Annotated in this window: 16 protein-coding genes; 12 read left to right on the top strand and 4 right to left on the bottom strand. The window is 59.4% G+C overall.

Annotation, left to right across the window (positions count from 1 at the left end; all coding sequences use genetic code 11):
- Nucleotides 1–122: 122 nt before the first annotated feature.
- The gene (argS, locus tag D3Z90_RS25215) at nucleotides 123–1,859 is read left to right on the top strand and encodes an arginine--tRNA ligase (RefSeq protein WP_136478589.1); all 1,737 of its coding nucleotides are present in this window, start codon (nucleotides 123–125) and stop codon (nucleotides 1,857–1,859) included.
- A 1-nt stretch (nucleotide 1,860) separates the two neighbouring features.
- Nucleotides 1,861–2,550 carry an SPOR domain-containing protein gene (locus D3Z90_RS25220; RefSeq protein WP_136478590.1) on the top strand — a complete coding sequence of 230 codons (690 nt, stop codon included), beginning with the start codon at nucleotides 1,861–1,863 and terminating at the stop codon, nucleotides 2,548–2,550.
- 42 nt (nucleotides 2,551–2,592) lie between these two features.
- Here the strand turns inward: D3Z90_RS25220 and D3Z90_RS25225 are convergent, their stop codons facing one another.
- The gene (locus D3Z90_RS25225) at nucleotides 2,593–3,012 is read right to left on the bottom strand and encodes a TM2 domain-containing protein (protein ID WP_136478591.1); all 420 of its coding nucleotides are present in this window, start codon (nucleotides 3,010–3,012) and stop codon (nucleotides 2,593–2,595) included.
- A 155-nt stretch (nucleotides 3,013–3,167) separates the two neighbouring features.
- On the opposite strand from D3Z90_RS25225, the gene D3Z90_RS25230 reads away from it, so the two are divergent.
- On the top strand, nucleotides 3,168–3,788 hold the full coding sequence (locus D3Z90_RS25230; RefSeq protein WP_136478592.1) for a C40 family peptidase: 621 nt from the start codon (nucleotides 3,168–3,170) through the stop codon (nucleotides 3,786–3,788).
- Here the strand turns inward: D3Z90_RS25230 and D3Z90_RS25235 are convergent.
- Complete coding sequence (locus D3Z90_RS25235; RefSeq protein ID WP_136478593.1) at nucleotides 3,785–4,813, bottom strand: type IV pilus twitching motility protein PilT; 1,029 nt, start codon at nucleotides 4,811–4,813, stop codon at nucleotides 3,785–3,787. The two genes, D3Z90_RS25230 and D3Z90_RS25235, sit on opposite strands and share 4 nt — an antisense overlap.
- Before the next feature lie 66 nt (nucleotides 4,814–4,879).
- Between D3Z90_RS25235 and D3Z90_RS25240 the strand changes: the two genes are divergently transcribed.
- From D3Z90_RS25240 to D3Z90_RS25280, 9 genes are all read left to right on the top strand, one after another.
- On the top strand, nucleotides 4,880–5,566 hold the full coding sequence (locus D3Z90_RS25240; protein WP_136478594.1) for a YggS family pyridoxal phosphate-dependent enzyme: 687 nt from the start codon (nucleotides 4,880–4,882) through the stop codon (nucleotides 5,564–5,566).
- 37 nt (nucleotides 5,567–5,603) lie between these two features.
- A complete protein-coding gene (gene proC / locus D3Z90_RS25245; protein ID WP_136478595.1) occupies nucleotides 5,604–6,422 on the top strand; it encodes a pyrroline-5-carboxylate reductase in 819 nt (272 codons plus the stop codon).
- A 10-nt stretch (nucleotides 6,423–6,432) separates the two neighbouring features.
- Nucleotides 6,433–7,023 (top strand): YggT family protein, encoded by a 591-nt coding sequence (locus D3Z90_RS25250; protein WP_136478596.1) that lies wholly within the window; start codon nucleotides 6,433–6,435, stop codon nucleotides 7,021–7,023.
- Nucleotides 7,024–7,152: 129 nt separating this feature from the next.
- Nucleotides 7,153–8,292 carry a homoserine O-acetyltransferase gene (locus D3Z90_RS25255; RefSeq protein ID WP_136478597.1) on the top strand — a complete coding sequence of 380 codons (1,140 nt, stop codon included), beginning with the start codon at nucleotides 7,153–7,155 and terminating at the stop codon, nucleotides 8,290–8,292.
- Nucleotides 8,293–8,299: 7 nt separating this feature from the next.
- Nucleotides 8,300–8,920, top strand: a complete 621-nt coding sequence (gene metW, locus D3Z90_RS25260; protein ID WP_136478598.1) for a methionine biosynthesis protein MetW — start codon at nucleotides 8,300–8,302, stop codon at nucleotides 8,918–8,920.
- 24 nt (nucleotides 8,921–8,944) lie between these two features.
- Nucleotides 8,945–9,379 (top strand): DUF4426 domain-containing protein, encoded by a 435-nt coding sequence (locus D3Z90_RS25265; protein WP_136478599.1) that lies wholly within the window; start codon nucleotides 8,945–8,947, stop codon nucleotides 9,377–9,379.
- Entirely contained in the window at nucleotides 9,376–9,972 is a 597-nt protein-coding gene (gene rdgB / locus D3Z90_RS25270; RefSeq protein WP_136478600.1) for an RdgB/HAM1 family non-canonical purine NTP pyrophosphatase, read from the top strand. The genes D3Z90_RS25265 and rdgB overlap by 4 nt, the downstream gene beginning before the upstream one ends.
- Nucleotides 9,969–11,183, top strand: coding sequence for a radical SAM family heme chaperone HemW (gene hemW, locus D3Z90_RS25275; protein ID WP_136478601.1), 1,215 nt, complete (start codon nucleotides 9,969–9,971; stop codon nucleotides 11,181–11,183). Before rdgB ends, hemW begins: the two co-directional genes overlap by 4 nt.
- A 9-nt stretch (nucleotides 11,184–11,192) precedes the next feature.
- On the top strand, nucleotides 11,193–11,516 hold the full coding sequence (locus D3Z90_RS25280; RefSeq protein WP_136478602.1) for a DUF3392 family protein: 324 nt from the start codon (nucleotides 11,193–11,195) through the stop codon (nucleotides 11,514–11,516).
- Between the two features lie 46 nt (nucleotides 11,517–11,562).
- Here D3Z90_RS25280 and trmB read toward each other — a convergent pair whose 3' ends face one another.
- Nucleotides 11,563–12,285, bottom strand: coding sequence for a tRNA (guanosine(46)-N7)-methyltransferase TrmB (gene trmB, locus D3Z90_RS25285; protein WP_136478603.1), 723 nt, complete (start codon nucleotides 12,283–12,285; stop codon nucleotides 11,563–11,565).
- 9 nt (nucleotides 12,286–12,294) lie between these two features.
- Nucleotides 12,295–13,089 (bottom strand): thiazole synthase, encoded by a 795-nt coding sequence (locus D3Z90_RS25290; RefSeq protein WP_136478604.1) that lies wholly within the window; start codon nucleotides 13,087–13,089, stop codon nucleotides 12,295–12,297.
- Between the last annotated feature and the right edge of the window lie 31 nt (nucleotides 13,090–13,120).

Raw genomic sequence — 13,120 nt, forward strand, 5'->3', positions numbered from 1 at the left:
GAGCGGGCTAGCCGCACGATACACCCTCAAAGGTTGGCAACCACGCTCCGGCAACGGATAATGTCCAGTTTTTCCACCTGCGCATCGAAGCGCCGCCGCGCTTGCGGTCGAAAGAGAAGCCCATGAAAGACACCATTCGCCAGCTAATCCAGCAAGCCCTCACCCAACTCGTCACCGACGGTGTGTTGCCTGAAGGGCTGACGCCGGCGATCCAGGTGGAAAACGCCAGGGACAAAACGCACGGTGACTTCGCCAGCAACATCGCGATGATGCTGGCCAAGCCTGCCGGCATGAAGCCACGTGACTTGGCAGAAAAACTCATTGCCGCACTGCCTGCCGACGAGCAGATCAGCAAGGTCGAGATTGCCGGCCCTGGCTTTCTGAACTTCTTCCAGAACACCCAGGCCCTGGCTGCCCGCCTTGATGCCGCACTCGCCGACAGCAAACTCGGCGTGCGCAAAGCCGGCCCTCAACAGAAGGTTGTGGTTGACCTGTCGGCACCGAACCTCGCCAAAGAGATGCACGTCGGCCACTTGCGTTCGACCATCATCGGCGACGCCGTGTCGCGCGTACTGGAATTTCTGGGCGACACAGTGATTCGTCAGAACCACGTGGGCGACTGGGGCACCCAGTTCGGCATGTTGATGGCCTACCTTCAGGAAAACCCGATCACCAGCGACGAGCTGTCGGACCTGGAAAACTTCTACCGCGCAGCGAAAAAACGTTTCGACGAATCCGAAGAGTTCGCCGACCGTGCCCGTGGCCTGGTGGTCAAACTGCAAGCGGGTGACGAGGAGTGCCTGAAGCTGTGGACCCGCTTCAAGGACATCTCGCTGTCGCACTGCCAGAAAACCTACGAACTGCTCAACGTCAAGCTGACCATGGCCGACGTCATGGGCGAAAGCGCCTATAACGACGACCTGGCCAATGTCGTCAACGACCTCAAGGCCAAAGGCCTGCTGGTCGAGAGCAAGGGTGCCCAGTGCGTGTTCCTTGAGGAGTTCAAGACCGCCGAGGGCGAACCACTGCCAGTGATCGTACAGAAAGCCGATGGCGGCTACCTGTATGCCACCACCGACCTGGCTGCCGTGCGCTATCGCAGCAACGTACTCAAGGCCGACCGCGCCCTGTACTTTGTCGACCAGCGCCAGGCCCTACACTTCAACCAGGTGTTTGAAGTAGCTCGCCTGGCCGGCTTCGTCGGCCACCCGATGCAAATGGAGCACATGGGCTTCGGCACCATGAACGGCGCTGATGGTCGTCCGTTCAAGACCCGCGACGGCGGCACGGTAAAACTTATCGATCTGCTCACCGAAGCCAAAGAGCGTGCCTACGCCCTGGTCAAGGAGAAGAACCCCGAGCTGCCCGAGGCTGAACTGCGCGCTATCGGTCAAGTGGTGGGCATTGACGCGGTGAAGTACGCCGACCTGTCCAAGCACCGCACCAGCGACTACAGCTTCAACTTCGAGTTGATGCTCAATTTCGAGGGCAACACTGCGCCATACCTGCTGTATGCCTACACGCGCGTCGCCGGCGTATTCCGCAAGCTGAATAAAAGCTTCGATGAGGCAGACGGGCAGATCGTCCTGCAGGCAGCCCAGGAACAAGACCTTGCCGCGCGCCTGGCTCAGTTCGGCGAAATCCTGAACAACGTCGCCGAAAAAGGCACCCCACACGTACTCTGTGCCTATCTGTACGACGTGGCCGGCCTGTTCTCCAGCTTCTACGAGAACTGCCCGATCCTCGCTGCCGAGACACCTGAACAACAGCAGAGCCGCCTGCGCCTGGCTGCCCTGACTGGCCGCACCCTCAAGCAAGGTCTGGAGCTGCTCGGCCTGGAAACCCTGGAGCGTATGTAAGTTGGCTGCCAAGAAAAAACCTGCACCAAAGCGCGGCGCCAGCCGCAACCAGGCACCTGCCAAACAGCCGATTCCGGGCTGGTTGTGGCTGGCAATTGGCCTGACGGTTGGCGCCTTCATCGTTTTTCTGATGAAGCTTGAGCCAGGCAACGAAGAGGTGAAGCGGACCAAGCCTGAACAGCAAAAAGCCGAAAGAGCCGCCGAAGCCAACAAGACAGCGCCGAGCCCACAACAACCGGTAAAGCCCAAGTACGACTTCTACACCTTGCTGCCCGAGTCGGAAGTGATCGTGCCGCCTGAAGCGGTTCCGGAGAAAACCCCGCCGGTGCCTGCGCAACCTCCGGTAACCCCGGCGGAAGCGGCGAAGATCGATACGGCGCGCGCACAGGCGGCGCTGATGGGACAAACGCCACCGCCCGCGCCACCAGTGATCAAGCCTGCAGCAACGACCCAGTTCTTTCTTCAAGCCGGGTCGTTCCGCAAACAGGCGGATGCCGACAAGGTTCGGGCGCAGATCATTCTGCTCGGCCAGGCGGTCAAGGTGGAGTCCGGTACCGTCAAGGAAGAAACGTGGTACCGAGTGCTGGTCGGACCGTTCAGCAACCGCGAACAACTGACCGTAGCCCAGAAGCAACTGGCCGGCAGCGGCTTCAGCAACTTGCTCTTGCAGCAACGCCAGACCCGCCAGTGAGTCCCGCCAGCGGCCTTGTCGACACCGACAAGGCCGCTACTTTCAACGCCGCTGAGCGTTGGCCAGCGATACCTGGGTGTTCAACGTCCAGAAATCATACAAGACCCCCACCAGGAAAAGCCCACCGGTGAACAGGTAGATGATGCCGGTGATCCACTTGCCCTGATACATGCGGTGCACGCCGAATACACCCAGGAAAGTCAGCAGAATCCAGCTCAGGCTGTAGTCCAGAGGACCGGCGTGAAAGCGCAGATCCGCCTCGCGATCCATCGCCGGGATCAGGAACAGGTCGATCAACCAGCCAATGCCCAGCAAGCCCAGGGTAAAGAACCAAATAGTACCGGTAACCGGCTTGCCGTAATAAAAACGGTGGGCACCGGTGAATCCGAAAATCCACAACAGGTAACCGATAACCTTGCTGTGAGTGTCGTGCAACTGCCCGTCCTGCTGATAACTGTTCATTTCTAGCCTCAGTGAGTTATCGATAAATTTTCTAAGAAAAAATGTGACTTTTTCGTTTCAGGGCGACGTATGGCACTGCGCCAATCGACCAACGGATCAGAAATTGATCAAAAAGCTGTTATAAAGTTGCGCGCTAACCAACAAGAGCCCTGCCCATGCGTCCTTTTTTCAAGACATGGCTGACCCTTTGCCTATTATTGCCACTGGCAGCCCACGCCACCAACCGTGAGCAACGTTTACCCAACGGCTTTTCCGGGTACTCCTCAAATTCCGCCGCCGAGCGTTCCACCAAGAACGTCAGCAGCAAGGTGCACCACAGCACCCGCTCCAGCAAGCCAAGCCTGCCGGTCGCATCAATGTCGCCGCAACAGAGCAGCGATGTGCTCAGCCGCGCCGTCAATGTACTGGGCACTCCTTATCGTTGGGGCGGCAGCAGCCCAAGTAAAGGCTTCGATTGCAGCGGCCTGGTCAAGTACGCCTTCCACGAGATCGATGAAGTCGACCTGCCCCGCACCTCCAACGCCATGGCTCAGGGCCACGGCGTGAAAGTCGATCGCAATGACCTCAAGCCAGGCGACCTGATTTTCTTCAATATCAAGAGCCGGCGGGTCAATCATGTTGCCATTTACCTGGGCAACGACCGCTTCATCCATGCCCCACGCACAGGCAAGCGGGTGAGCATCGACACACTTAACAAGCCTTACTGGCGCAGCCGTTATGTAGTTGCCAAGCGTGTTCTGCCGAAAAGTCAGCAGTTGGCCCTGGCCAAGCGCTAGAACCATTGGTGCGCCCCCGCGCGGGCGCTCTGAACACTGATCAAGCCACGCGCAAGCAGACCTTCGAGGCTACTGTCCAGGGTCTGCATACCCAACGCCCCGCCCATTTGCATCGTTGAATACAACTGCGCCACCTTGCCCTCGCGCACCAGGTTGCGCACTGCGGGGGTAGCCAGCAACACCTCATGGGTGGCTACCCGTCCGCCCCCCACCTTTTCCACCAGCACCTGTGACACCACAGCCTGCAGCGCTTGCGCCAACATCACCCGCACCAATTGCTTTTCATCCGCCGCAAAGACGTCTACCAGTCGATCAATGGTTCTCGCCGCAGAGCCTGCATGCACCGTAGCCAGGACCAGATGCCCGGTTTCTGCAGCGCTCAGGGCCAGGCGTATGGTCTGCGCATCACGTAGCTCACCGAGCATTACCACATCCGGATCCTGGCGCAGGGCGGCACGAAAGGCTTGTTCAAAGCCAAGGCTGTGCCTGCCAATCTCACGCTGGCTGATCAGGCTGCATCGAGGGCTGTGAACAAATTCGATAGGGTCTTCAAGGGTAATGATGTGCAGTTGCCGCTGACAATTGAGGTGATCCACCAAGGCGGCCAAGGTGGTCGACTTCCCCGACCCAGTAGGGCCGGTGACCAGCACCAATCCTGCAGGCAGTTCGGCAATCTGCTGAAAGACACTGCCCAAGCCCAGGTCAGCGAGACTGCTCACCACACTCGGAATCACCCTAAGTACTGCTGCGGGCCCTCTGCTCTGCGTAAAGGCATTGACGCGAAAACGCGCCAGGCCGGGTACAGCGACCGAGAAATCGATATCCAGAAGTGTTTCGAAATCCTTTTTCTGCGCGCTGGTCATCAACTGCGCCAGCATCTCGAGCATTTGTTCAGCGCTCAATACCGGCAGTTGCAGTCGACGGACTCGCCCATCCACACGAAGGGCCGGTACCTCTGCTGCCGACAGGTGAATATCCGAGGCTCCAGCCCTTGTCGCTACGGCCAACAGTTCAGTCACATCCATGAGACTCCCCAAAGGCTGCCAAGCAGGTAGAATGCCGCAGACCCAAAGAGCCGCTGGCATCTATCAATGTCCACCATAGCAGACAACCTTTCCACGCTCGCCGCACGCATCAGCGCTGCCGCCGAGGCCGCTGGACGCGCACCTTCCGACATCCGCCTGCTGGCGGTGAGCAAGACCAAACCCGCTGCCGCCGTGCGTGAAGCCTTTGCCGCCGGGGTTCGCGATGTCGGCGAGAACTACTTGCAGGAAGCCTTGAACAAACAAGGCGAATTGACCGACCTGCCCTTGACCTGGCACTTCATCGGCCCCATTCAGTCGAACAAGACTCGCGCAATCGCCGAGCATTTTGACTGGGTACATTCCGTGGACCGCTTGAAAATTGCTCAACGTCTGTCCGAGCAACGCCCAGATGGCCTAGCTCCGCTGAACATTTGTCTGCAAGTGAATGTCAGTGGCGAGGCCAGCAAATCCGGGTGCTCGCCAGAAGAACTACCTGCACTGGCCACCGCCATTGCCGCATTACCGCACCTGCAACTGCGCGGGCTGATGGCGATTCCCGAGCCCACCGACGATCGCGCAGCTCAGGAAGCGGCATTTGCACGTGTTCGCGAGCTACAAGACAGTCTCGGGCTGAATCTGGACACGCTCTCCATGGGTATGAGCCACGACCTGGAAGCGGCAATCGCTCAGGGCGCGACGTGGGTACGTATCGGCACCGCATTGTTCGGCGCCCGCGATTACGGCCAGCCCTGACCTATGCCTTTTCAACTTATTTCCTAAAGGACCTGACATGAGCAAGACTCGTATTGCCTTTATCGGCGCCGGCAACATGGCCGCCAGCCTGATCGGCGGCCTGCGCGCCCAGGGCCTGGACGCCTCGCAGATCCGCGCCAGTGACCCGGGTGCCGAGCAGCGGGCCAAAGTTAACGCCGAGCACGGCATCGAAATGTTCGCCGATAACGCCCAGGCCATTGAAGGGGCCGACGTGGTGGTGTTGGCCGTCAAGCCGCAGGCCATGAAAGCCGTCTGTGAAGCGCTCAAGCCCAACCTCAAGCCCGAACAACTGGTTGTGTCCATTGCCGCTGGAATCACCTGCGCCAGCATGAACAACTGGCTCGGCGCACAGCCAATCGTGCGCTGCATGCCCAACACGCCGGCGCTGCTACGCCAGGGTGTCAGTGGTCTGTACGCCACCCACGAAGTGACGGCGGCGCAACGCCAGCAAGCCGAACAACTGTTGTCGGCAGTGGGCATTGCTCTGTGGCTGGACACCGAGCAACAGCTTGACGCTGTCACCGCAGTTTCCGGCAGTGGTCCTGCGTATTTCTTCCTGCTGATCGAAGCTATGACTGCTGCTGGCGAAAAACTCGGATTGCCTCGCGAAACGGCAGCCAAGCTGACCCTGCAAACCGCTCTGGGCGCCGCACACATGGCCGTTAGCAGTGATGTCGACGCCGCCGAGTTGCGTCGTCGGGTAACGTCCCCTGCCGGCACCACTGAGGCGGCAATCAAGTCGTTCCAGGCCGATGGATTCGAAGCGCTGGTGGAAAAAGCGCTGGGCGCTGCCGCGCATCGCTCGGCTGAAATGGCCGAACAACTGGGCAACTAAGGAGCCGAATATGATCGGATTGAACAACGCTGCCATTTACGTCGTACAAACCCTGGGTAGTCTCTACCTGCTGATCATCATGCTGCGCTTCATTCTGCAGCTGGTTCGGGCTGACTTCTACAACCCACTGAGCCAATTTGCGGTGCGCGCCACCCAGCCGTTGCTCAAACCAATGCGCCGGATCATCCCGAGCCTCTTCGGCCTGGACATGTCATCGCTGTTGCTGGCAATCATTGTGCAAATGCTGGTCATGGGCCTGACCCTGTTGCTGGCCTATGGCACCACCGGCAATCCGCTGCAACTGCTGATCTGGTCGATCATTGGCGTTACGGCCCTGTTCTTGAAGATTTTCTTCTTCGCCCTGATCATCAGCGTGATTCTTTCCTGGGTCGCTCCCGGTAGCCACAACCCTGGCGCCGAACTGATCAATCAGATCTGCGATCCGTTCCTGGCTCCATTTCGCCGCCTGCTGCCGAACCTGGGTGGCCTGGACATCTCGCCAATCCTGGCGTTCATGGCGCTCAAGCTGATCGACATGCTGGTCATCAACAACCTCGCCGCCATGACCGGTATGCCGGAAATTCTGCGCCTGCTGGTTTGATTCAACGCTATCACGGGGCAAGCCCTGTACCACAGGCTGGGAACGGCCGTGCCCCGTGATGCTTTCCTTCCTTGCCGCACACATCAGTGGTCTTTAGACTTACGCCTCATTTAAGCGTGAGCAGGGTCGATGTCCACTGTCTTTCCCGAAGATTCGGTCGGTCTGGTAACACCGCAACTGGCGCAGTTCAACGAGCCCTTGGCCCTGGCCTGTGGCCGCTCGCTGAACGCCTATGAACTGATCTATGAAACCTACGGCACACTCAACAGCTCGGCCAGCAACGCCGTGTTGATCTGCCATGCGTTGTCCGGTCACCACCACGCGGCGGGCTACCATAGCCCGGACGATCGCAAGCCGGGCTGGTGGGACAGTTGCATCGGTCCAGGCAAGCCGATCGATACCAACCGTTTTTTCGTGGTCAGCCTGAACAACCTGGGCGGCTGCAACGGCAGCACCGGCCCAAGCAGCATCAATCCGGCCACTGGCAAGCCTTATGGCGCCGATTTCCCGGTGCTGACGGTGCAAGACTGGGTTCACAGTCAGGCTCGCCTGGCCGACCGCCTGGGTATCACCCAGTGGGCAGCCGTGATCGGCGGCAGCCTGGGCGGCATGCAAGCCCTGCAGTGGACCATCACTTACCCTGATCGCGTACGTCACTGCCTGGACATCGCTTCGGCACCGAAGCTGTCGGCACAGAACATCGCCTTCAACGAGGTCGCCCGCCAGGCCATCCTTACCGACCCCGAGTTCCACGGTGGCTCGTTCCAGGATCAAGGCGTAATCCCCAAGCGCGGCTTGATGCTCGCACGCATGGTCGGGCACATCACGTACCTGTCCGATGACTCCATGGGTGAAAAATTCGGCCGCGAACTCAAAAGCGACAAGCTCAACTACGACTTCCACAGTGTCGAATTCCAGGTCGAAAGCTACCTGCGCTATCAGGGTGAAGAGTTCTCTGGCCGCTTCGATGCCAACACTTATCTGCTGATGACCAAGGCGCTGGACTACTTCGACCCCGCCGCTGCCCACGGCGGCGACCTGGTGGCAGCCCTGGCCAACGTCACGGCGCAGTACTGTGTGATGTCCTTCACTACCGATTGGCGCTTCTCGCCTGCTCGTTCGCGGGAGATCGTCGACGCGCTGATCGCTGCACGCAAGAACGTCTGCTACCTGGATATCGACTCGCCCTATGGCCACGATGCCTTCCTGATCCCGACCCCGCGCTACATCACGGGATTCACGAACTACATGAACCGCATCGTCTGCTGAGGACCCTATGAGAGCCGACCTGGAAATCATCCAAGACTGGATCCCCGCCGGCAGCCGGGTACTCGACCTCGGTTGCGGTACTGGTGAACTGCTGGCTTCACTGCGCGACAACAAGCAGGTCAGCGGTTATGGCCTGGAAATCGACCCGGACAACATCGCTCAGTGTGTCGCCAAAGGCGTGAACGTCATTGAGCAGGACCTCGACAAAGGGCTGGGCAATTTTGCCAGCAACAGTTTCGATGTCGTGGTCATGACCCAGGCCCTGCAGGCCGTGGAGTACCCCGACCGGATCCTCGATGAAATGCTACGCGTGGGTCGCCAGTGCATCATTACCTTTCCCAATTTCGGCCACTGGCGCTGCCGCTGGTACCTGGCGACCAAAGGTCGCATGCCGGTCTCGGACTTCATGCCGTATACCTGGTACAACACGCCGAACATCCACTTCTGCACCTTTGAAGATTTCGAGGCGCTGTGCAGCGAACGTCGCGCACAAGTTCTCGACCGCCTGGCCGTTGACCATTTGCACCGCCACGGGTGGGCAAGCAAGCTATGGCCTAATCTTCTAGGGGAGATCGGCATTTACCGTGTCAGCAGCCCCGGCCTTACCCAACATAAGGTCGCGGTTTAACCCGCACACTGGAGGAGAACGATCATGGGTCGCTTGTTGAGTTTTTTTCTGACTGCCTGCTTAAGTGTCACAGCAGTTGCTGCCGACGCCATCAAGGGCGAACGCCAGGAAGTCTTCGGAGACACCACGGTGCACTACAGCACCTTCATCTCGACCTTCCTGCAACCGGACATCGCCAAGGCTGCCGAACTGGTTCGTAGCAAAAACCAGGGCGTGATCAACGTTTCGGTGATCAAGGCCGGCAAACCCGTGGTTACCCAGGTCAGCGGCAGCGTCAAGGATCTCACCAGCAATTCGATCCCGCTGAAGTTCAAACAGATCAACGAACAAGGCGCGATCTATTACATCGCCCAATATCCTGTGCACCAACAGGAAACCCGTACATTCACTATCAACGTTGATACTGGCGGCAAAACCGAAACCATCAGTTTCAACCAAGAGCTTTTCCCAGGCGAATGATGAATTTTCAGCAAATCGTATTGGCCAGCCATAACGCCGGCAAACTCAAGGAACTGCAGGCCATGCTCGGTGATACCGTGCAACTGCGTTCAATTGGCGAATTCAGCAGCATCGAGCCGGAAGAGACCGGCCTGTCGTTCGTCGAGAATGCCATCCTCAAGGCACGCAATGCAGCACGCATTTCGGGCATGCCGGCGCTGGCCGACGACTCCGGCCTGGCCGTCGACTTCCTGGGTGGCGCCCCAGGGATCTACTCGGCACGCTATGCCGACGGCAAGGGTGATGCAGCCAACAACGCCAAGCTCCTCGACGTTCTCAAGGATGTACCGCAAGAGCAACGCGGCGCCCGGTTCGTCTGTGTCCTGGCGCTGGTACGCCATGCCGACGATCCGTTGCCGATCCTCTGCGAAGGACTCTGGCACGGGCGCATCCTTACCGAAGCCAGCGGCGAGCACGGTTTTGGCTATGACCCGCTGTTCTGGGTACCGGAACGCGACTGTTCCAGCGCCGAACTGAGCCCCGCCGACAAGAACCAGATCAGCCACCGTGCCCGTGCCATGAGCCTGTTGCGTCAACGTCTGGGCCTGGCATGATCGATCATTCGCCGGCACAGCCACTGCATCTGGGCGAGGCTGGCTTTACCACCCAAACACCACGGGCGGCACTTACACACCTGCCGCCCCTGGCGCTGTACATTCACATCCCCTGGTGCGTGCGTAAATGCCCGTACTGCGATTTCAACTCTCACGCCGCTACCCCCGAGCTACCGGAAGAGGCTTATGTCGATGCCTTGCTGGCCGACCTGGACCAGGAGCTAGGCGCAGTCTATGGGCGGTCGATCAGCTCGATCTTCTTCGGCGGCGGCACCCCGAGCCTGTTCAGTGCTCGCGCGCTGGGCCGTTTGCTGGCGGGGGTAGAGCAACGCATCCCATTTGCCAGCGATATCGAGATCACCTTGGAGGCCAACCCAGGAACCTTCGAGCAGGAAAAGTTCAAGGCCTACCGACAATTGGGCATCAATCGCCTGTCGATTGGTATCCAGAGCTTTCAACAGGCCAAGCTTGAAGCCCTGGGCCGCATCCACAACGGCGACGAAGCCATCCGCGCCGCCGATATGGCGCGCAATGCCGGCTTCGACAATTTCAACCTGGACTTGATGCACGGCCTGCCTGATCAGTCGCTGGACGACGCCTTGAATGACCTGCGCCAGGCTATCGCGCTGCAACCTACGCACCTGTCCTGGTACCAGCTGACTCTGGAGCCCAACACGGTGTTCTGGAACCAGCCACCCATGCTGCCAGAAGACGATATTCTCTGGGACATCCAGGAAGCCGGCCAAGCCCTGCTGGCCAGTCACGGCTATAACCAGTACGAAGTGTCGGCCTATGCCCAGACCGGCCGCGCCGCGCGCCACAACCTCAATTACTGGAGCTTTGGCGACTTCATCGGCATCGGCGCCGGCGCCCACGGCAAACTCAGCCATCCAGACGGACGCATTCTGCGCACCTGGAAGACCCGCCTGCCCAAGGACTACCTCAACCCGACCAAAGCCTTCAAGGCTGGCGAAAAGTTGCTGCCGATAGACGAGCTACCCTTCGAATTCCTGATGAACGCCCTGCGCCTGACCCAGGGGGTCGACGCCGAACTGTTCAGCCAACGCACTGGGCTGGCGCTGGAACAACTCACCGCTGCACGGCGCGAGGCCGAACAAAAAGGCCTTTTGCAGGTCGAAACGACGCGACTGGTCGCCACCCCTCGGGGCCAGTTGTTTCTCAATGACCTGCTGCAGTATTTCTTGACCTAAGGATTGCGAATGGACTTGGTACTCGACCTGCTCTCGACAGTTTCTCGCTGGAGTCGCAGCAATCTATCGGAAATCGCACTGGCGCTTGTAGGCTGCTTGCTGGTGTTGTTTGGCACGGATATCAAAGGCTGGGTGGAACAACGCCTGGGCGGCCTGGCAGGTGCCTTGCGCGTGCCTTTCATGGCGCTGTTGGTGATGATCGGCAGTGGTGCTGCGCTGATCTACGCAACGCCGTGGGTAGTGCGCGGGTTGGCGCAATTCAACAACTATGCGTTGGCGCCGGTGTTGCTGGTTGTGCTGGTATTGATTGGCGTAGTTGCTGACCGACGCTGAATGCATCGCGAGGCAGGGCGACGATTCGCCTTGCCCCGCTACAGGCTTACGCCAGCTTTTCGAACTTCAGATCCCAAACCCCATGCCCAAGTCGCTCGCCACGGCGTTCGAACTTGGTGATCGGGCGCTCAGCCGGACGCTCTACGCATTTGCCGTCCGCTGCCAGGTTGCGGTAACCCGGCGCCACATTCATCACTTCCAGCATGTATTCAGCATAGGGTTCCCAGTCGGTAGCCATATGGAATACGCCGCCCACCTTGAGCTTGCTGCGCACCAGCTCGGCAAACTCGGGCTGAACGATACGCCGCTTGTGGTGACGGCTTTTGTGCCATGGGTCAGGGAAAAACAGCATCAGCCGATCGAGACTGTTGTCAGCCACGCACTTGTTCAGCACTTCGATCGCATCGCAGTCATACACCCGCAGGTTCTTCAAACCCTGGGTCAGCACGCCATTGAGCAGCGCACCGACACCTGGCCGGTGTACTTCGACACCGATAAAATCCTGCTCCGGTGCCGCAGCAGCCATTTCCAGCAAGGAATGGCCCATGCCGAAACCAATCTCCAGGGTACGCGGCGCTGAACGGCCAAATACCTGGTCGTAGTCGACCGGGCTATCGGCCAACGGCAGAATGAACAGTGGACCACCCTGCTCCAGGCCACGTTGCTGGCCCTCGGTCATACGCCCGGCGCGCATCACGAAACTTTTGATACGGCGGTGTTGGCGCTCTTCGCCGTCAGTGGAGATCGGCGTTTCTTGCGATTCAGTCATCAGGAGCTCTTACTTGATCAGACCATCCAGCGGCGACGAGGCGCTGGCATAGAGTTTCTTCGGCATACGACCGGCCAGGTAAGCCAGACGACCCGCGACAATGGCGTGCTTCATGGCTTCTGCCATCATGATCGGTTGCTGGGCGTTGGCAATGGCCGAGTTCATCAGCACCGCCTCGCACCCCATTTCCATGGCGATTGTAGCGTCCGAAGCAGTGCCGACGCCGGCATCTACCAGTACCGGTACTTTTGATTCTTCAAGGATGATCTGCAGGTTGTACGGGTTGCAGATGCCCAAGCCGGTGCCAATCAGGCCCGCCAACGGCATAACAGCGATACAACCGATTTCAGCCAACTGACGGGCGATGATTGGATCGTCGCTGGTGTAGACCATCACGTCGAAACCATCCTTGACCAGCACTTCGGCGGCCTTGATTGTTTCAATGACGTTGGGGAACAGGGTTTTCTGGTCGGCCAGCACTTCCAACTTGACCAGGTTGTGGCCGTCAAGCAGCTCACGGGCCAGGCGGCAGGTGCGCACGGCCTCGACCGCGTCATAGCAACCCGCGGTGTTCGGCAAAATGGTGTAGCGATCCGGCGGCAGCACATCGAGCAGATTCGGTTCGCCCGGGTTCTGGCCGATATTGGTACGGCGCACGGCCACGGTGACGATCTCGGCACCCGAGGCTTCAATGGCCAGGCGGGTTTCTTCAAGGTCACGGTACTTGCCAGTGCCGACCAGCAGGCGCGACTGAAAGGTACGGCCGGCCAGCGTGAAGGGCTTGTCGCTGCGAAGGTTGCTCATCGGATATCCTCTGAATGGTTGAGGGACTTGC

The sequence above is a fragment of the Pseudomonas sp. DG56-2 genome (genome assembly GCF_004803755.1).
GTDB lineage: Bacteria > Pseudomonadota > Gammaproteobacteria > Pseudomonadales > Pseudomonadaceae > Aquipseudomonas > Aquipseudomonas auratipiscis.